At 71.3% G+C, this 17,765-nt stretch carries 15 protein-coding genes; 8 read left to right on the top strand and 7 right to left on the bottom strand.

The window, feature by feature from the left end:
• Position 1: 1 nt before the first annotated feature.
• The 5 genes from ACGFNU_RS23155 (at position 2) to ACGFNU_RS23135 (ending at position 4,996) form a co-directional block, all read left to right on the top strand.
• Positions 2-895, top strand: coding sequence for a F0F1 ATP synthase subunit gamma (locus ACGFNU_RS23155; protein WP_392596680.1), 894 nt, complete (start codon positions 2-4; stop codon positions 893-895).
• A gap of 2 nt (positions 896-897) precedes the next feature.
• Positions 898-2,328 (top strand): F0F1 ATP synthase subunit beta, encoded by a 1,431-nt coding sequence (gene atpD, locus ACGFNU_RS23150; RefSeq protein WP_392596679.1) that lies wholly within the window; start codon positions 898-900, stop codon positions 2,326-2,328.
• 85 nt (positions 2,329-2,413) lie between these two features.
• Entirely contained in the window at positions 2,414-2,800 is a 387-nt protein-coding gene (locus ACGFNU_RS23145) for a F0F1 ATP synthase subunit epsilon (protein WP_392596678.1), read from the top strand.
• Between the two features lie 18 nt (positions 2,801-2,818).
• On the top strand, positions 2,819-3,283 hold the full coding sequence (locus ACGFNU_RS23140; RefSeq protein ID WP_392596677.1) for a DUF2550 domain-containing protein: 465 nt from the start codon (positions 2,819-2,821) through the stop codon (positions 3,281-3,283).
• A gap of 189 nt (positions 3,284-3,472) precedes the next feature.
• On the top strand, positions 3,473-4,996 hold the full coding sequence (locus ACGFNU_RS23135) for a M28 family peptidase (protein ID WP_392596676.1): 1,524 nt from the start codon (positions 3,473-3,475) through the stop codon (positions 4,994-4,996).
• A gap of 165 nt (positions 4,997-5,161) precedes the next feature.
• Here ACGFNU_RS23135 and ACGFNU_RS23130 read toward each other — a convergent pair whose 3' ends face one another.
• Together ACGFNU_RS23130 and ACGFNU_RS23125 are read right to left on the bottom strand one after the other, a co-directional pair.
• Complete coding sequence (locus tag ACGFNU_RS23130) at positions 5,162-7,093, bottom strand: FtsX-like permease family protein (RefSeq protein WP_392596674.1); 1,932 nt, start codon at positions 7,091-7,093, stop codon at positions 5,162-5,164.
• A gap of 4 nt (positions 7,094-7,097) precedes the next feature.
• On the bottom strand, positions 7,098-7,850 hold the full coding sequence (locus tag ACGFNU_RS23125) for an ABC transporter ATP-binding protein (RefSeq protein ID WP_392596672.1): 753 nt from the start codon (positions 7,848-7,850) through the stop codon (positions 7,098-7,100).
• A gap of 134 nt (positions 7,851-7,984) precedes the next feature.
• On the opposite strand from ACGFNU_RS23125, the gene ACGFNU_RS23120 reads away from it, so the two are divergent.
• Both ACGFNU_RS23120 and ACGFNU_RS23115 read left to right on the top strand, forming a co-directional pair.
• On the top strand, positions 7,985-9,319 hold the full coding sequence (locus tag ACGFNU_RS23120; protein WP_392596670.1) for a sensor histidine kinase: 1,335 nt from the start codon (positions 7,985-7,987) through the stop codon (positions 9,317-9,319).
• Positions 9,304-9,993: a response regulator gene (locus ACGFNU_RS23115; RefSeq protein ID WP_392596669.1), complete on the top strand. Its 690-nt coding sequence runs from the start codon at positions 9,304-9,306 to the stop codon at positions 9,991-9,993. Before ACGFNU_RS23120 ends, ACGFNU_RS23115 begins: the two co-directional genes overlap by 16 nt.
• Before the next feature lie 8 nt (positions 9,994-10,001).
• Here the strand turns inward: ACGFNU_RS23115 and ACGFNU_RS23110 are convergent, their stop codons facing one another.
• Both ACGFNU_RS23110 and ACGFNU_RS23105 read right to left on the bottom strand, forming a co-directional pair.
• A complete protein-coding gene (locus tag ACGFNU_RS23110) occupies positions 10,002-10,943 on the bottom strand; it encodes a DUF4097 family beta strand repeat-containing protein (RefSeq protein ID WP_392596667.1) in 942 nt (313 codons plus the stop codon).
• Positions 10,944-11,090: 147 nt separating this feature from the next.
• Positions 11,091-11,711, bottom strand: coding sequence for a cob(I)yrinic acid a,c-diamide adenosyltransferase (locus ACGFNU_RS23105; RefSeq protein ID WP_392596665.1), 621 nt, complete (start codon positions 11,709-11,711; stop codon positions 11,091-11,093).
• Positions 11,712-11,798: 87 nt separating this feature from the next.
• Between ACGFNU_RS23105 and ACGFNU_RS23100 the strand changes: the two genes are divergently transcribed.
• Positions 11,799-13,373, top strand: a complete 1,575-nt coding sequence (locus ACGFNU_RS23100; RefSeq protein ID WP_392596663.1) for a GMC family oxidoreductase — start codon at positions 11,799-11,801, stop codon at positions 13,371-13,373.
• A gap of 355 nt (positions 13,374-13,728) precedes the next feature.
• On the opposite strand, the gene ACGFNU_RS23095 is transcribed toward ACGFNU_RS23100, so the two are convergent.
• The 3 genes from ACGFNU_RS23095 to ACGFNU_RS23085 form a co-directional block, all read right to left on the bottom strand.
• Positions 13,729-15,231 (bottom strand): aldehyde dehydrogenase family protein, encoded by a 1,503-nt coding sequence (locus tag ACGFNU_RS23095; protein ID WP_392596661.1) that lies wholly within the window; start codon positions 15,229-15,231, stop codon positions 13,729-13,731.
• 104 nt (positions 15,232-15,335) lie between these two features.
• On the bottom strand, positions 15,336-16,727 hold the full coding sequence (locus ACGFNU_RS23090) for a carotenoid oxygenase family protein (protein ID WP_392596659.1): 1,392 nt from the start codon (positions 16,725-16,727) through the stop codon (positions 15,336-15,338).
• 142 nt (positions 16,728-16,869) lie between these two features.
• A complete protein-coding gene (locus ACGFNU_RS23085) occupies positions 16,870-17,691 on the bottom strand; it encodes an NAD(P)H-binding protein (protein ID WP_392596658.1) in 822 nt (273 codons plus the stop codon).
• Between the last annotated feature and the right edge of the window lie 74 nt (positions 17,692-17,765).

Raw genomic sequence — 17,765 nt, 5'->3', positions numbered from 1 at the left:
GATGGCACAACTTCGCCAACTCCGGCAGCAGATCAGGTCGGTGAAGTCGACTGCGAAGATCACCCGGGCCCAGGAGATGATCGCGACCTCGCGCATCGTCAAGGCCCAGAACGCGGTGGCGGCCTCCAAGCCGTACGCCGACCAGATCACGCAGGCGATCACCGCCCTGGTCAGCCACCAGGTCGGCATCGACCACCCGCTGCTCAAGGAGCAGCCGGAGGACAAGCGGTCCGCCGTGCTCATCGTGACGAGCGACCGCGGGTTCGCCGGCGGCTACAACGCCAACGTCATCCGTGAGGCCGAGTCGCTGATCAAGGCCCTGCGCGAGCAGGGCAAGGAGCCGCTGCCGTATCTGGTCGGCAACAAGGCCCTGACCTGGTACCGGTTCCGCGACCGTGACATCGAGGCCGACTGGACGGGCTTCAGCGACCGTCCCGCGTTCGCCGACGCGGAGCGGATCGGGCAGCGGCTGGCGGCCGACTTCCTCAAGACCGACGCCGAGGGCGGCGTCGGTGAGATCCATGTGGTCTACACCGAGTTCGTCTCGATGCTGACCCAGTCGGTGCAGGTCCGGCGGCTGCTGCCGCTCGACATCGAGGAGACCGACGCCGAGCAGGTCCCCCCGGCGTACGAGTTCGAGCCGACCGCCGAGACCGTGCTCGACCGGCTGCTGCCGTCCTACATCGAGAGCCGCATCTACCACATGCTGCTCCAGTCGGCCGCGTCCGAGCACGCCTCGCGCCGCCGGGCGATGAAGTCGGCGACCGACAATGCCAACGAACTGATCGGTGTCTACACGCGCCAGATGAACCAGGCGCGGCAGGCGGCGATCACCCAGGAAATCAGCGAGATCGTCGGTGGCGCTGACGCGCTCGCCGATTCTGGCGGGGAGTAAGAATGACTGCACAGGTAGAAACGGCGACCGCCACCGGGCGCGTCGTCCGGATCATCGGCCCGGTCGTCGACGTGGAGTTCCCCGCCGACGCCATTCCGCCCATCTACAACGCGCTCAAGACCGAGGTCACGCTCGGCGACGAGACCAAGACCCTGACCTTCGAGGTCGCCCAGGACCTCGGTGACAACATGGTCCGCGCCATCTCGATGCAGCCGACCGACGGTCTGGTGCGCGGCGCGGCCGTCACCGACACCGGCGGCCCGATCTCGGTGCCGGTCGGCGACGTGACCAAGGGCCACGTGTGGAACGCCCTCGGCGAGACGCTCGACGTGCCGACCGCCTCCCTGGAGGTCACCGAGCGCTGGGGCATCCACCGCAAGGCTCCGGCGTTCGACCAGCTGGAGTCGCGGACCGAGATGCTGGAGACCGGCATCAAGGTCATCGACCTGCTGTCCCCGTACGTCAAGGGCGGCAAGATCGGCCTGTTCGGCGGCGCGGGTGTGGGCAAGACCGTCCTCATCCAGGAGATGATCCGGCGCGTCGCCCGCAACTTCGGTGGCACCTCCTGCTTCGCGGGTGTCGGCGAGCGCACCCGTGAGGGCAACGACCTCTGGGTGGAGATGGAAGAGGCGGACGTCCTCAAGGACACCGCCCTCGTCTTCGGCCAGATGGACGAGCCCCCGGGCACCCGGCTGCGGGTGGCGTTGTCCGCGCTGACCATGGCGGAGTACTTCCGGGACGTCCAGGGCCAGGACGTGATGTTGTTCATCGACAACATCTTCCGCTTCACCCAGGCCGGTTCCGAGGTCTCCACCCTGCTGGGCCGCATGCCGTCGGCGGTGGGCTACCAGCCCACGCTGGCCGACGAGATGGGCGTGCTGCAGGAGCGGATCACCTCGACCAAGGGTCACTCGATCACCTCGATGCAGGCGATCTACGTGCCCGCGGACGACATCACCGACCCGGCGCCGCACACCACGTTCGCGCACCTCGACGCGACCACGGTGCTCTCGCGTGCCATCTCCGAGAAGGGCATCTTCCCGGCGGTCGACCCGCTCGACTCCACCTCGCGGATCATGGACCCGCAGATCCTCGGCGTCGAGCACTACTCGGTCGCCCAGGAGGTGCGGCGGATCCTGCAGAAGTACAAGGAGCTGCAGGACATCATCGCGATCCTCGGTATCGACGAGCTCTCCGAAGAGGACAAGGTCACCGTCAACCGGGCGCGGCGCATCGAGCGGTTCCTGTCGCACCCGATGTACGTGGCCGAGCAGTTCACCGGCCAGCCCGGCGTGACCGTGCCCAAGGACGAGACCGTCGCGTCCTTCAAGGCGATCGCCGAGGGCAAGTACGACCACATCCCGGAGCAGGCGTTCTTCATGTGCGGCGGCATCGAGGATGTCGAGAAGAAGGCCAAGGAGCTGGAGAAGTAACCCGCTCCGGCGGGCGGGCCCGGCAGGGCCGGGCCCGCCCGCCGGACCGCGGCGGGTTCCGATCCAGTATTCGGAGGAGTGACACGTGGCAACCCTGAAGGTCGGCCTGGTCTCACCGGAGCGTGAGATCTGGTCCGGCGAGGCCAAGATGGTGGTCGCCCAGACCGTCGAGGGCCAGCTCGGCATCATGCCGGGTCACGCCCCGGTGCTGGGCGTCCTGCTCGACGGCAGCGTGGTGAAGGTCGAGCCCGCCGACGGCGGTGAGTGGATCTCCGCCATGGTCGGCAGCGGCTTCTTCTCCATCGCCGGCGACGAGGTGTCGGTCCTGGCCGAGCTCGCCGAGCTGGGCACCGAGGTCGATGTCGCGTCCGCGCGGCAGGACCTGGAAGCCGCCCGCGCGGGCGGCGAAGAGGACTCGACCGCCGAACGGCGGGCCCGGGCGCGGCTGCGCGCGGCGGGCCAAGAGGCTTAGCCGGGAACGGCGGGGGACTTGGGCGGGCACCTGGCACTGGACGTGGGCGGGGTGCTCGCCGCCGTCGTTCTCCTGGTGGCACTCCTGTTCGTCGCGATGACGGTACGGCGATGGCTGTTCGTCCGCGGCGGCGGCGCGGTGGAGTGCAGCCTGCGCGTGCTCGCGCAGGACGGCGCCCCCGGCGCCTGGCGGCTCGGCATCGGCCGCTACAAGGGCGATGTGCTCAACTGGCACCGCGTCTTCGGTTTCCGGCGCAGGCCCCGGCAGGTGATCCACCGCCGGGGCCTCGTCATAGCCGGCCGGCGCGTCCCCGAGGGGGAGGAGGCCGCCGGCCTGCTCCCGGACGTCACCGTCATCGAGGTACGGGACGGCGACCTGACCGCGGAACTGGCGATGAGCGGTTCCGCGCTGACCGGCTTTCTCGCGTGGCTCGAGGCCGCGCCCCCCGGATTCCCGGTCGATCTTCCGCAACACGAACCGTGATCGGCATCCCGTGACGACGACCGGGGAGCACGGGCTGTGACCGGCTTCTGACAATCAGTCCGTATTTCACTGTTTGTCCCAATTGAGATAAAACTGTCATAGCGATCGCTCTTGTGGCGCAAGTGACTCTTGTGGCGAAATGGCGAGATCACCACAAATCCCCCGCCATTTCCCCCACAGGAGCGAATATTGCGTAGGTTCGCTGCGGGCGCCGCGGCCCTTCTGGCCGTGTCACTCGTCACCGCGCCGGCCGCCGAGGCGGCCGCCAAGCCGAAGCCCAAGCCGAAGCCCGACCTGGCGAAGCTGGTGACGGTCAAGGACATCAAGCGGCACCTGGTCAACCTCCAGACGATCGCCGACTACAACGGCGGCAACCGCAAGTCGGGCCTGGCGGGCTACGACATCTCGGTCAAGTACGTCGTCAACGAGCTCAAGAAGGCCGGGCTCACGCCGAAGGTGCAGAACTTCCCGTTCTGGATCTTCAAGCAGGACGGCCCGGGCGCCTTCGAGCAGACCGCGCCGACCCCGACGTCCTACAAGCCCGACACCGAGTACGGCACCTGGGAGTACTCCGGCTCCGGCGACGTGACCGCGAACGTCTTCCCGGTCGACCTGGCCGGCGACCAGGGGCCCGAGGGTCACAGCGGCTGCGAGGCCGCCGACTTCAACGGCATCCAGAAGGGCGACATCGCCCTGATCCGCCGCGGCACCTGCGCGTTCGTCGACAAGGTCGACAACGCGGTCGCCGCCGGCGCCAGCGCTGTGATCATCTACCAGCGGCAGGGCCCGGACGTGCCGGTCGACACTCCCGCCGTCTTCGGCCTGGACAAGCCGGCCCCGATCCCGGTCATCGGCACCACGTACAAGATCGGCACCGAGCTCCGCCCGGCGGCCGACGCCAAGACGCTCAAGGTGCGCGTCAAGACCGAGGTGACCAACACGCCGAAGCAGGTCGCCAACGTCATCGCCGAGAGCAAGTGGGGCAACCCCAACAACGTGATCGTCGTCGGCGCCCACCTCGACAGCGTCGCCGAGGGCCCCGGCATCAACGACAACGGCTCCGGCTCGGCCAGCATCCTGGCGGTCGCCCAGAAGATCAACAAGCTGGGCAAGAAGGGCCTGAAGAACAAGGTCCGCTTCGCCTGGTGGGGTGCCGAGGAGTCGGGCCTCGTCGGCGCCGACTACTACGTCACGCACCTGACGGCCGCGCAGAAGGCGAAGATCGCCCTCAACCTGAACTTCGACATGACCGCCTCCCCGAACGGCGTCCGCGGCGTCTACAACGGCTCGGACCCGACGGCCCCGGCCGGCTCGGCGGCGATCCAGAAGATGTTCAACCAGTACTACGCCAAGCGCAAGCTGCCGACCGTGCCGAGCGAGTTCAACGGCCGCTCCGACTACGGGCCGTTCCTCGAGGCGGGCATCCCGGCCGGCGGCATCGACACCGGCGCCGAGGGCATCAAGACGGCCGACGAGGCCAAGATCTTCGGTGGTAAGGCCGGCCAGCCGTACGACCCGTGCTACCACGCCAAGTGCGACCGGCTGACCAACATCAACTGGCACCTGCTGGACACCAACGCCGACGGCATCGCCGCCGTCACGCAGCGGCTGGCGCTCAGCACCCTGCCGGTGAACGGCCAGGCCCGTGCCGCCGCCAAGCGCGGCAACATCACGGCCGGCTTCGACTGGAAGGGCGGCCGCCTGGTCCGCTGACCGGATCGGCCACCTGAACGCAGGAACACGAACGCGGCGTGCCGCCTCCCGGACCTCCGGGGGACGGCACGCCGCGTCCCGTTTCCGGCGCCCCCGTCCACACGGACCGCTCGCGGCGGCCTCATCCACACGGGCTGCTCGCAGCGGCCCGACTCGCCGGACGAGTCACTCGCGGGCGGCGACCAGCGCGACCGGCGACGGCCTGGTGGCCGCCCATGAGGTCAGGACGCTCGCGATCCCGGTCACGAGGAACGCCCCGGCGGTCAGCAGCCCGAGCAGGCCCCACGGAACCGCCAGGACCTGCACGCCACCCGGCCCCGGCCGGAATCCCGCCAGCGCGCCCGCGGCCACCAGCGCGCCCAGGAACAGCCCGATGGACGTGACGGCCGCCGACTCGATCAGCGCCGTCCCGACCACCTGCGCCCGGCTCAGCCCGGTGACCCGGGCGACCGCGAACTCCGTCCGCCGCTCGGCACCGGCGATGACCACCGCGTTGACGACGGCCACCGCCGCGTAGAGGCCCGACAGTCCCATCAGGACCGTCATGATCCCGTTCATTCCGCGCTGTTGCTCGGCGACCCTGCCGTCGGCCCACGCCGCGACCGTCCGGACCGTGCCGATTCCCGCGGCCTGAATGCGCCGGCCGACGTCGTCTGGCGAGGCGCCCGGCGCGACCTGGACGAGGGTCTCGGCCGGTGCGTTCGCGGTGAGCCCGGCGGGGATCAGGTCATGCGGCACCAGGAAGCTGTCGCCTCCGTTCTCCAAGGTCTCCGGCAGCCTCGCGACGATCCGCAGCCGCAGCGTCCGGCCGCCGATCCGGGCGGTCACGCTGTCTCCCCGTACGCCGCCGGCCGCCAGGCGGGGCCCGATCGCGACCGTGCGGCCCCGTAGCTCCGCGAGTGAGCCGGACCGCGGTACGAGGCGGTGCGTGCGCTGGTACGCCACGGGATCGACCGCCGTGACCCCCGAATGGTGCGTCCGCCGGTAGGACCGCTGCCCCACCCGGTGGCGGGCCGTCACGGAGACTTCCACCGGCACCTGCGGCGAGGTGACGGCCACCCCCGGGATCCCCGCGAGACGGGCGGCCCCGGCACCGGTCGACCCGACGACGAGATCCGCGGCGGTGATCCTCCTGAGGTCCGCGCCGGTGGCGCGGGCCAGCGAGCCGAGCGCGCCGCTGAGCCCGATGAGCAGCCCGACGAGCACGATGAGGGGCGCGGCGGTCGACGCGTTGCGCCGTACCCCGTCCCGCAGGTTGGCCTGGGCGAGCTCGCCCAGCGCCGTGCCGCGCAGGGCGGCACCGAACAGCCGGGCGGTGAGCGGCACGGCCAGCGGGCTCAGCCGGCTCAGCGCCACCGAACCGAGTACGGAGACCGCCATCGCGATCAGCAGGGCACCGAGCAGATCCGCCGACTGGCCCGCCGCCACCAGCAGGATCGTGAGGGCCAGCGCGCTCAGCCCGAACAACCAGCGGCCCGCGGTCATCACCCGGCCCGCGCCCGGCCCGTGCCGGACGGCGTCGAGCGGACGGAGCCGCGCCGCGTTCCAGGAGGCGGTCAGCACGCCGCAGACGGCGACCCCGATCCCGACGCCCAGCGACACCGGCACGATCGCGAACGACCACGGCGCGGAGAAGCCGCCGGGCAGCAGGCCGATCCGCACCAGCAGCCACGACTGGACCGACGTCGCGGGCACGCCCACGACGATGCCGAGCACACTGCCGGTCAGCCCCAGCAGCAATGCCTCCGACAGCAGCAGGCGGACCAGTTGCGGCCTGCTCCCGCCGACCACCCGCAGCAGCGCGAGCTCCCGGCGCCGCTGCGCCACCGTGAACGCGAACGTGGAGCCGACGATGAAGACGGCGAGGAACATGGCCAGCGGCACCGCCATCCCCAGCAGGGTCGCGGCGCCGACGTAGCCCTCCCGGATCTGCTCGGCCTCCTCGCCTGAGACTCCGGGCGGGACTTTCGGCTCACCCGTGGCCATCAGCACCAGCACGGACGACTGGACGAGGGCCACGCCCAGCGTCACGGTCAGGATCGCTCCGGCGAACAGCGGCCAGCGCTCGCGGAACGTGCTCAGGGACATCCGCAGCATCGCCTCAGCCCTCCAGCCGGGCGAGACGGTCGGCGACGTCCAGTGCGGACGGCTGGACGAGCCGGTCCACGATCCGGCCGTCGGAGAGGAAGACGACCGCGTCCGCCCGCGCCGCGGCGGCCGGGTCGTGGGTGACCATGACGACGCATTGCCCTGATTCGTCCACCATCCGGCGGAGCATCCCGAGCACCGTCCGGGCCGAGGCGGAGTCCAGCGCACCGGTCGGCTCGTCGGCGAAGAGCACGGCGGGCCGGGTCGCCATGGCCCGCGCGAGCGCCACGCGCTGCTGCTGGCCGCCGGACAGCTCGCGCGGCCGATGCCGCGTCCGGTCTGCCAGCCCGACCTCGGCGAGCGCGGCGTGAACGTCCCGCCGCGAGACCTTGGTCCCGGCCAGCCGCAGGGGGAGAGCGACGTTCTGTTCGGCGGTCAGGGAACCGATGAGGTTGAAGTTCTGGAAGACGAACCCCATCGTGCGGCGGCGGAGCGCGGTCAGGACGCCGTCCGGCGCGGTGGTGATGTCCTGCCCGGCGAGCAGGATCCGGCCGGAGGTCGCCTGGTCGAGACCGGCCGCGCAGTGCAGCAGGGTGGACTTGCCCGAGCCGGACGGCCCCATCACGGCGGTCCACGAGCCGTTGGGGAAGGTCACGCTGACGTCGTCCAGTGCCCGGACCCGGGCGGAGCCCGTGCCGAACTCCTTGGTCACGCCGTGCAGCTCTGCCGAATGCCTCAGGGCATGAGGGGGAGTCGCGATCGTCATGCCTCGCATCCCACCCGTCCGCGGGCGGTCCCGGCATCACGGCGGACACCCGACTCGAAGGTATGCCTGGCCCTACCCGAGGATCATGGCTGGTGCCCATTCCGGGCGTTCGCGCAGGTGGGTAACGTACGCCTGTGCCGATCATCCCTCGAACCGACTCCCGGTCCGCGCCGGTGCGCACCGGGCTGGAGGCGGTCAGGCGACGGCGCTTCCTGATCGGATCCTGGCCCTGGCGGTCGGCGGCCTTCCTTCTCAGCGGCGGGCCGATGGCCCTCGTGACCCTGCCGCTCGTCCTGCTCGCCCTGCCTTGGCTCATCGCGCTCTCCGGCGGCGGGCTGGTCCGCACGACGATCCTGGTGGGCGCGGGCACGGTGCTGCTCGCGGGAGTGGGACCGCTTGTCGCGATGCCCGTGGCCTCCTGGGAACGGCGGCGCCTGCGGCTGGTGGACGCGCGGCCGATCCGTTCGGGGCATCGGAGACCCGCCACCCCCGGGACGCGGGCTTGGCTCTGGACCCGCTACACCGAGCCCGCCACGTGGCGCGAGCTCGGCTACGCCCTTCTGCTGGCCACTGTGGCGCCCGTGCTGGCCTGCGTCCTGGCGCTCACGCTGCTGGTTCTCACCATGTTCCTGCTGAGCCCGCTGCTCGTCCTCGGAAGCGATCGTCCGCTGGCGCTGGGAATGGGCAAAGCCGCCACGTTCGGGGAGGCCCTGCCGTACGCCGCCGCCGCGGTCGTGGTGATCGCCGTTCTGCCGTACGGCCTCGCGTTGCTGGCAGGCGCCTACGCGGCGGTCGCCCGCGCGCTCCTTCAGGGTGATTCCAGCGAACGGCTGCGTGCCGAGCTCGTCGAGGTGTCTCGGTCCCGGGCCCGGCTCGTGGACGCCTTCGAGGCCGAGCGCCGCAGGATCGAGCGGGACCTCCACGACGGCGCGCAGCAGAGCCTGCTCGGGCTCACCCTCCAGATCGGGCTGGCCCGGCTGGACCTGCCCCAGGGCTCGGCGGCCGCCGAGAACCTGGACGCGGCGCACCGGCAGGCGAAGCAGCTCATGGTCGAGCTGCGGGAACTCATCCACGGCATCCATCCGCGCGTGCTGACCGACCGCGGGCTGCCCGCGGCCCTGGGCGAGCTCGCCGACCAGTCGCCCCTTCCCGTGACCGTCGAAGCCGATCTGCCCGGACGGTTTCCCGCGCACGTGGAGGCCACGGCGTACTTCGTGGTCGCCGAAGCCCTCACCAACGCCGCCAAGCACAGCGAGGCGACGCGGGCCGGCGTGAGCGCGCGCCAGGCGGACGGCCTGCTCGTCATCGAGATCCAGGACGACGGGAAGGGCGGCGCCGATCCGGCCGGAGGCACCGGGCTGACCGGCCTCGCGGACCGGGTGGCCGTGATCGACGGCAGAATGCTGGTGTCGAGCCCGCCGGGGGGACCGACGTTGCTACGTGTGGAGCTTCCGTGCAGCCTGCCCTGAACGTGCGCCATGACGCGACCGTGCGAGTCGTGCTGGCCGAGGACGGCGTGCTGCTGCGCGAGGGCCTGGCCGGGCTGCTCGCGCGGTTCGGCTTCGAGGTCGTCGCCGCCGTGGGCGACGCGGCGGCGCTCACGGCCGCCGTCGCCGAGCACTCCCCGGACCTGGTGGTCACCGACATCCGGATGCCGCCCGGCTTCACCGACGAGGGGCTGCGCGCCGCCGTGGAGCTGCGCGTGGCCGATCCGAAGCTCGCGGTGGTGGCCCTCAGCCAGTACGTGGAGCTCAGCTACGCCGCCGACCTCCTCGACTCCGGCGACGGCCGTCGGGTCGGCTACCTGCTCAAGGACCGGGTGGTCGACATCGAGGACTTCATCGGCGCGCTGCGGGCGGTACTGGACGGCGGCACGGTCGTGGACCCGCAGGTCGTGCGCCAGCTGCTGCGCCGCCGCGCCGACCCCCTGGCGGCCCTCTCACCGCGCGAACACGAGGTGCTCGCCCTCATGGCCGAGGGCCGTTCCAACACCGCCATCGCCCAGGAGCTCGTCGTGTCGGACGCGACCGTGGGCAAGCACGTCGGCAGCATCCTGGCCAAGCTCGACCTGCCGCAGACCGATGACACGCACCGCCGCGTGCTCGCCGTCCTGGCGTTCCTGCGCGCCGAACCCGGCCGCTAGGCGCGCGGTCAGGCGGGGCGGATGCGGACCGGGCCGTCGCCGGTCGAGACCGTGATCCTGTGCTTCGCCGTACTGGCGGTACGCAGGGACGGGTCGATGTCCTTGCCGCCGGTGTCGGTGGTGGCGCTGATGTTGTACGTCTCGCCGGCCGGGACCGCCAGTTCCACGGAGCCCGTGTCGGTGCGGGCCTCGACGGTCGTCGGCGCGGTGGCGAGGCGGAGCCGGACGGGCCCGTCACCCGTGCGCGCGTCGACCTTCTCGGCGCGCAGCTCGTCGGCCGAGATCGATCCGGTGTCGGTGTTGAACTTGGCACTGACGGCCTGGCCGGACACCTTGATCGGTCCATCGCCCGTCTTGGCGACCAGGGACGTGGACTCGATGTCGTCGATCGAGATCGACCCGGTGTCGGCACTGAACTCGGCCTTGGCGGCCTTGCCCGACACCTTGATCGGCCCATCGCCCGTCTTGGCGACCAGCGACGCGGTCTGGACGTCGGCGGCGGTGATCGACCCGGTGTCGGTGGTCAGCCGGAGAGTGCCCCGGAGCCCGGAGACCTCGATGGGGCCGTCGTCGTTGTGAAGGTTGAGCGCCATGGCGCGCGGGACCTGGATGCGGTAGGAGAGGCCGCAGCTGCTGAAGCCGATCACGTTGCCCTCGCAGCGCGTCCGCAACTTCAGCGTGTCGCCCTGGGTGACGTGCTCGGGCTTGGGCTTGCGGTGCTCGCTCGACCAGCTCAGCCGTTCGGTCACCGTGATGCCCGGCGAGTCGGATCCGACGACCTCCACCTTGCCGTCGCCGGAGTCCAGGTCGATCGCGGTGACCGCGCCGTTGACCGTGTACGACCGGTCCTCATGGTGCTTGGCACCGTCCACGTCGAGGCCGCAGCCGGTCAGCGCGGCGGCCGACACCATCGCCCCGGCCAGTGCCGCCGTACCCGTCAGGGTCTTCACGTCGTCTCCCGCCGCTCTCCGGACTCCCCGTACTCTTCCAAAGCTTCGCTCGGGGAGACCCGACCCGGCCAGGAGGCAGCCGGGAGTGTTCATGGTGGGGTTAGCCCCACCATGGCGCTCAGCCCGCGCTTCGGCCCGCCCTGGGGCTCAGCGTTCGCCGCCCGGCTTCCACAGGACGTCGCCGTGCTCGGCGTTGGCGACCCGGCAGAGGATGAACAGCAGGTCCGACAGCCGGTTGAGGTAGCGGGCGGTGAGCGGGTTGACGCCGCCCTCGACGGGCTCGCCGCCGGTCGCGGCGCCATGGGCCTCGATCGCCGCCCAGGCAGACCGCTCGGCCCGCCGCGACACGGTGCGGGCGACGTGCAGCAGGGCCGCGCCGGGCGTGCCGCCGGGGAGGATGAAGCTGCGCAGCGGCTCGAGGCCGGCGTTGTGCTGGTCGCAGGCGGCTTCGAGGACGTCGATGTACGAGGCGTCGATGCGCAGCGACGTGCCCGCGGGCTCGGCGACGCTCGGGGCGCACAGGTCGGCGCCGACGTCGAAGAGGTCGTTCTGGACGCGGGTGAGCAGCGTGACGAGGGGCTCGGGCAGGGAGCCGAGGGCCAGGGCGGCGCCGATGGCGGCGTTGGCCTCCTCCACGTCGGCGTAGGCCGCCAGCCGGGGATCGGTCTTGCCGGTGCGGGACATGTCGCCGAGAGCGGTCGTGCCGTCGTCGCCGGTGCGGGTATAGATGCGGGACAGCACGACCGGGGTCTCCCTGTTCTTCGCCATGGACGCCACCCTACGACGGAGATGCCCAGAACGATGTTCGGTAAGGTTTGGGTACTTCTCGCCTGGTAAGACACTCCGGAGGCGGCCGTGTACGACTACATCATCGTGGGTGCGGGCAGCGCGGGCTGTGTGCTGGCCGCCCGGCTGAGCGAGGACTCCGGCACCAAGGTGCTGCTGCTGGAGGCCGGCCCGCCCGACGACGCCCCCGAGATCCACATCCCGGCCGCGGTCGCCTCGTTGATCAAGGGCCCGTACGACTGGAACTACGACACCGTCCCGCAGGAGCACGCCGCGGGCCGCAGCGTCTACTGGCCGAGGGGCCGCACGCTCGGCGGCAGCTCGTCCACCAACGCGATGATCTACATCCGCGGGCACCGGTACGACTACGACACCTGGCGCGACTCCTACGGCTGCGAGGGCTGGGGGTTCGACCAGCTGCTGCCGTACTTCCGGCGTGCCGAGGATCAGCAGCGCGGCGAGTCCGACCTGCACGGCGTCGGCGGTCCGCTCCGGGTCGAGGATCTGCGTTACAAGCACCCGCTCAGCCAGGCGTGGGTGCGGTCGGCCAAGGCGTACGGCCTGGCCGCCAACAACGACTTCAACGGCCCCGAGCAGGACGGCGTGGGCTTCTACCAGGTCACCCACAAGCGCGGGAAGCGCTGGTCGACGGCCGTCGGCTACCTGCGCCCGGCACTGTCCCGGCCCAACCTGACCGTGGTGACCGACGCCCTCGTGACCCGCGTCCTGATCGAGAACGGCCGTGCCACCGGCGTCGCGTACGAGGTCCGCGGCGAGACGGTCGAGGCGCGCGCCGAGGGCGAGGTCGTGCTGTCCGGCGGTGCGATCAACAGCCCGCAGCTGCTCATGCTGTCCGGCGTGGGCCCGGCCGGCCACCTGCGCGAGCACGGCATCGACGTGCTGGTCGACGCGCCGGTGGGCCAGGGCCTCCAGGACCATCCGTTCGTGAACGTCATGTTCGCGACGCCGCGCCACAAGGCGCTGTGGGAGCTCGCCAACGCCCGCAGCTTCGCGCTCTACCAGGCGCTGGGCCGCGGCCCGTACACCTCGAACATCGCCGAGGCGGGCGGCTTCGTCCGTACCGTCGAGGGCCTGCCCGCCCCCGACCTGCAGTACCACGTGCTGCCGACCCCGTTCATCAACCAGGGCCTGGTCGAGGCCTCGCAGCGGGCCGTCTCCGTCTTCGCCACCACCATCGCCGTCGCCAGCCGCGGCGCGCTGACGCTCCGTTCGGCCAGCCCGTACGCCAAACCGCTGATCGACCCCGCCTACCTCGCCGACAAGGCGGACCTGGACGTCCTGGTCGCGGGCGTCCGCCAGGCCCGCGAGATCGCCGCGACCGGCCCCCTGGCCGGGCTGGTCGGGGGCGAATGGACGCCGGGCGAGCAGGCCGACGACGACGCCTCGCTCCAGGAGTTCGTGCGCAGGGAGTGCGCCACCCTCTTCCACCCGACGAGCACCTGCGCGATGGGCGGCGACGGCGCCGTGTGCGACCCCGAGCTCCGCGTCCGCGGCGTGGCGGGCCTGCGCGTCGTCGACGCCTCGGTCATGCCGGCCGTGCCGCGCGGCAACACCAACGCCCCCACCATCGCCATCGCCGAACGCGCCGCCGACCTGATCCGGGGCCGCGCACCGCTCGCCTGAGAGGCTCCGTTCGCGGAAAACGGAAGACCCCCGTCCTTCCGGACGGGGGTCTCGCTCCTGCTCGGCAGCCTGGCGGCCGCCGCCGTTCGGCGGGCGTCACCGCTTGCGGGCCTTCGCGGCCCGGCGGTCGGCCTTGGCCTCGGCCTGCAGGCGGCGGATGCGGTCGGCGGCGATGGCCTTGGAAACCTCGGGGTGCAGCATCTCGCGCTCTCCTCGTTCTGCCCGGCCGACCTGTTCGGCCCGACATCTAAAGATTCGCGCTAAGGCCCCACACCCCACATTGGGACGACGCCTTATCTCTCCCGCCTAGAAGGTCTTAGCTCGCCTAAGGCACCTAGGAACGCCCTAAGCCGACCTACCGCTTGTAGTGCTTCCCGTGCATCATCGTGACCATCTGGAGGATCCGGGCCATCTCCTTCTCGGTGCGCGAGAAGGACGTGAGGTTGCCGGGGATCGCGAAGCGCTGGCGGGTGATGGCCTTGGGCCGCGTGAACTCGCGGAGGCCATCGGCGCCGTGGATGCGGCCGAAGCCGGACTCGCCGACGCCGCCGAAGGGCAGGGCGGCGACCTGGGCGAACGAGGCGAACGCGTTGATGGAGGTCATGCCGGAACGCATCCGGCGGGCGAGGTCCATCGCGCGCGCCTTGTCGCCGGAGAAGATCGTGCCGGCCAGGCCGTAGTTGGTCCGGTTGGCCTTCTCCAGGGCCTCTTCGAGGTCCTTGACCCGGTGCACGGTGATCGTGGGGCCGAAGGTCTCCTCGCGGACGGCCGCGGAGTCGTCGGGGACGTCGGTGAGCACCACCGGCTCGACGTAGGGCTTGCGGACCGACTCGGCGCCGCCGACGACGGCCGTGCCGCCCTTGTCGAGGGCGTCCTTGATGTGGCGTTCGATGATGTCGAGCTGGCCGGGCATCGTGATCGGGCCGTACGCGGCCTCGCGGTCGAAGCCGGGACGCAGATCCTTGGCCTTGCCGGTGAGCTTGCCGAGGAACTCGTCGTAGGCCGAGTCGACGACGTAGATGCGCTCGACGCCGATGCAGGTCTGCCCGGCGTTGGCCATGGCGCCCCACAGCGCGGCGTCCGCGGCGGCCTCCAGATCGGCGTCGGCGTCCACGATGCAGGCGTCCTTGCCGCCGCACTCGGCGACGAGGGGGGTGAGGTTCTGCGCGCAGGCCGCCATCACCTTCTTGGCGGTCCGGGTCGAACCGGTGAACGCGATCTTGCTGACGCCGGGGTGGGCGGCGAGCGCGCCGCCGGTCGGGCCGAGCCCGGTGACGGTCTGCAGCACCGGACGCTCGGGCACCACGGCCGCGAAGAGCTCGGCCAGCAGGACGCCGACGCCGGGGGTGAACTCCGACGGCTTGAAGACGACCGCGTTGCCGGCCGCGAGCGCGTAGGCGATCGAGCCCATCGGGGTGAAGATCGGATAGTTCCACGGGCCGATGACGCCGACCACGCCGAGCGCCTGGTACTCCAGCACGCACTTCTGGTTGATCGCGGTCATGCCTGGGAAGACGGTGCGCGGGCCCAGCACCTTGCGCGCGTTGCGGGCCGCCCAGTCCAGATGCGTGATCGCCATGATCACTTCGAGCTGGGCGTCCTGCACCGGCTTGCCGGTCTCCTGGTGGATGAGCTCGGCCATCCGGTTCAGGTTGCGGGTGAGGGAGCCCTTGACGTTGAGCAGCCGGACCCGCCGCTCCTTCCACCCGAGGGCCCGCCACCACTCGGCGGCGTCGCGGGCCTGCTCGACGGCCTCGGCGACCGCCTTCTCGTCATGGATCGGATGTTCGGCGACGACCTCGCCGGTCGCCGGGTTCAGCGACTCGAAGCTCGTGCTGCTCTCCGTGGCGACGGACATGAGGGACCTCCCGGAACGGGGCCGATGCGGCAAGCTCGGTAAGTATCCACTTGCATGGATACCGGCTAGTAAAGCACTTTACGCTCGGCCCCGGGGAGGACGGCTCAGGCGTCCGGGATCCAGCTGCCGTGGAAGCCCGCCGGAACGCGGCGCGGCAGCCGTACCGAGGCGGTCCGCGAGAGATCGGACGCGTCGAGGACGAGCAGCTCGGAGCCGGTGCCGGCGAGGTCGGAGACGATCGACAGCAGCCAGCCCTCGTCCTCGCCCCGGGCCCCCTGGGCGGGGACGAAGACCGCCTCACCGGGCGTCAGCTCCGGTCCGAGCTCGAACGCGCTGGACGAACCGGTGCGGACGTCGTACTTCACGATCGCGTCGTCGGCCGCCGTGTAGAGGAAACGGTGCGGATGCCCCGTGCGCGCGTCGTCATGCGTCGGGAACTCCACGCCCCGGTCGTCCAGCGTCTTCTCGGTGACCTTGCCGGAGGCCGGGTCGAGCGTCCACCGGTGCAGCCTGGCGTTGCCGGTGGACGCGGCGGCCTGCGCCGGGCCCGCCGCGCCGGCCTCGCCGGGACCGCCGATGATCGGCCAGAACGCGGTGAACTCCGCCGGCCGGTACCGGGCGGCGTCGATCACCACCCGCCCCCGGGCGTCCTCGTGCGCGTTCCCGACGTGGAAGACGTAGCAGGGATCGACGTCGAACCACCGGACCCTGCTCGTGTCGTCGCGCGGCATCACGCCGATCCGGGCGCCGTACGCGTCGTCCCAGCGGTACGGCATGCCACCGGCCACCAGCTCCAGGTCGAACACCACCGGCAGGTCGAGCCAGACCACGTGGTGCTCGGTGATGGCGAAGTCGTGCGCCATCGTCGGGCCGGGGACCTCGATCTCCCGGCTCTCGACCAGCCGCCCGTCCGCCGACAGCCGGTGGTAGGTCAGGTACGGCGGCATGAAGCCGTACCCGAAGAACAGCAGCTCGCCGGTGACCGGGTCCTCCTTGGGATGCGCGGTCATCGCGCTCGTCAGCCGCCCGCCGAAGTCGCACGGGCCCACCGTCTCCAGCTCCGGCGTGAGCTCGTACGGGAACCCCACCTCGATCAGCGCGAGGATCTTGCCGGCGTGCGGGATCACGTGCGTGTTGGCGTGCACGGCCGACCGGTCGATGGTCAGGTCGTCGGCGAGGAAGGGGGCGCCCTCGGTGAACGCCCGGGTGCGCACCCACCTGTTGCGGTACCACTCGGCGCGGCCGTCGCGGAGCCGGACGCCGTGGACCATGCCGTGTCCGGTGAACCAGTGGCCGGAGTCCTTGCCGGGCATCGGGTTGGGCCCGTTGCGGAAGTAGCGGCCGGTGAGCTCGGCCGGCAGCGTGCCGGTGACCTCCAGGCCGACGGCGTCGATCTCGTCGGGCACGGGTGCCATGTGCCCGGCCAGCCAGGGTGGCCTGGCGGTGGCGTGGCGCTCGGCCTGCCGTTCGGTCTGCTGCTGGGTCTGCTCGCTCATGCGGACGCTCCCGATCTCCGGCCTCGACATCTCGAACGTAGATACGCGGGAAGAGCTCGGCAACCCGGCCGCCGGCAACGGTGAGGATCAAGGCCCGCCAGGACCGGCCACCTGACGGGTCTTGCCTCGAAGGGACGGCGGGTCAGCCGAAGGCGGGGGCGTGGTCGGCCGCCCACTCGGCGAACGTGCGCGCCGGGCGGCCGGTGATCCGCTCGAAGTCCGGATACACCTGGTCCGGAGTGTCGACGGCGCCCGCGAACATCCGCAACATCGCGTCAACGAAGGGCGCGGGGACGCCCCCGCCGATCATCGCCTCGCGGGCGGTCTCGGGGGAGACCTCCTCGTAGCGCACGGGCCTGCCGATGGCCTCGCCGATGATCCGGGCCTGGTCGGCCTGGGTGAGCGACTCGGGGCCGCTGAGCACCGGCCTGGTGCCGACGAGGTCGTCGGTGAGGAAGGCCTGGGCGGCCGCGGCGGCGATGTCCCGTTCGTGCATCGGCGTGGTGTGCGCGCGGGCGTACGGACCGCGCACCACGCCGTTCTCGCGGATCTGCCCGGCCCAGTCGAGCGTGTTCGCGGCGAACGCGCCCGGACGGAGGAACGTCCACTCGAGGCCGGACGCCTCGATCTCGCGTTCGCCCTCCAGATGATGCTGCCCGATCAGGTTGGCCGGGTCGTCCGCGCCCAGGCAGGACATCGACGACAACATCACGACCCGGCGGACGCCATGCGCCTTGGCCTTGGCGAGCAGCTCGCCGGGCCCGCTCCAGGACGTCGCCGGGTTGAAGAAGACCGCCTCGACCCCGTCCATGGGGAGGTCGCCGGCATGGGCGACCTCGGCGCCGCTCGGCAGGCGGGCGCCGGCGGGATCGCGGCTGAGCGCCCGGACCTTGCTGCCCGCGGTGAGCAGTTCGGCGACGAGATGGCGGCCGACGTTCCCGGTGGCACCGGTAATCAAGATCATTTTTCTCTCCTCAAGGTTGGCGAGAATCAGCTTCAACCAGTTGGATGAAAATGTCAAACAACCGGATGGATGAA

This window comes from Spirillospora sp. NPDC048911 (assembly GCF_043198015.1).
Taxonomy (GTDB): Bacteria; Actinomycetota; Actinomycetes; order Streptosporangiales; family Streptosporangiaceae; genus Spirillospora.
This window is presented reverse-complemented; position numbering and strand designations above follow the sequence as displayed.

Coding starts and splice junctions, on each gene's coding strand:
- ACGFNU_RS23155 (WP_392596680.1), top strand. CDS start 2: ATGGCACAACTTCGCCAACTCCGGCAGCAGATCAGGTCGGTGAAGTCG.
- atpD (WP_392596679.1), top strand. CDS start 898: ATGACTGCACAGGTAGAAACGGCGACCGCCACCGGGCGCGTCGTCCGG.
- ACGFNU_RS23130 (WP_392596674.1), bottom strand. CDS start 7,093: ATGCTGCGGATGTCCCTGAGCACGTTCCGCGAGCGCTGGCCGCTGTTC.
- ACGFNU_RS23125 (WP_392596672.1), bottom strand. CDS start 7,850: ATGACGATCGCGACTCCCCCTCATGCCCTGAGGCATTCGGCAGAGCTG.
- ACGFNU_RS23105 (WP_392596665.1), bottom strand. CDS start 11,711: ATGGCGAAGAACAGGGAGACCCCGGTCGTGCTGTCCCGCATCTATACC.
- ACGFNU_RS23095 (WP_392596661.1), bottom strand. CDS start 15,231: ATGTCCGTCGCCACGGAGAGCAGCACGAGCTTCGAGTCGCTGAACCCG.
- ACGFNU_RS23090 (WP_392596659.1), bottom strand. CDS start 16,727: ATGAGCGAGCAGACCCAGCAGCAGACCGAACGGCAGGCCGAGCGCCAC.
- ACGFNU_RS23085 (WP_392596658.1), bottom strand. CDS start 17,691: ATGATCTTGATTACCGGTGCCACCGGGAACGTCGGCCGCCATCTCGTC.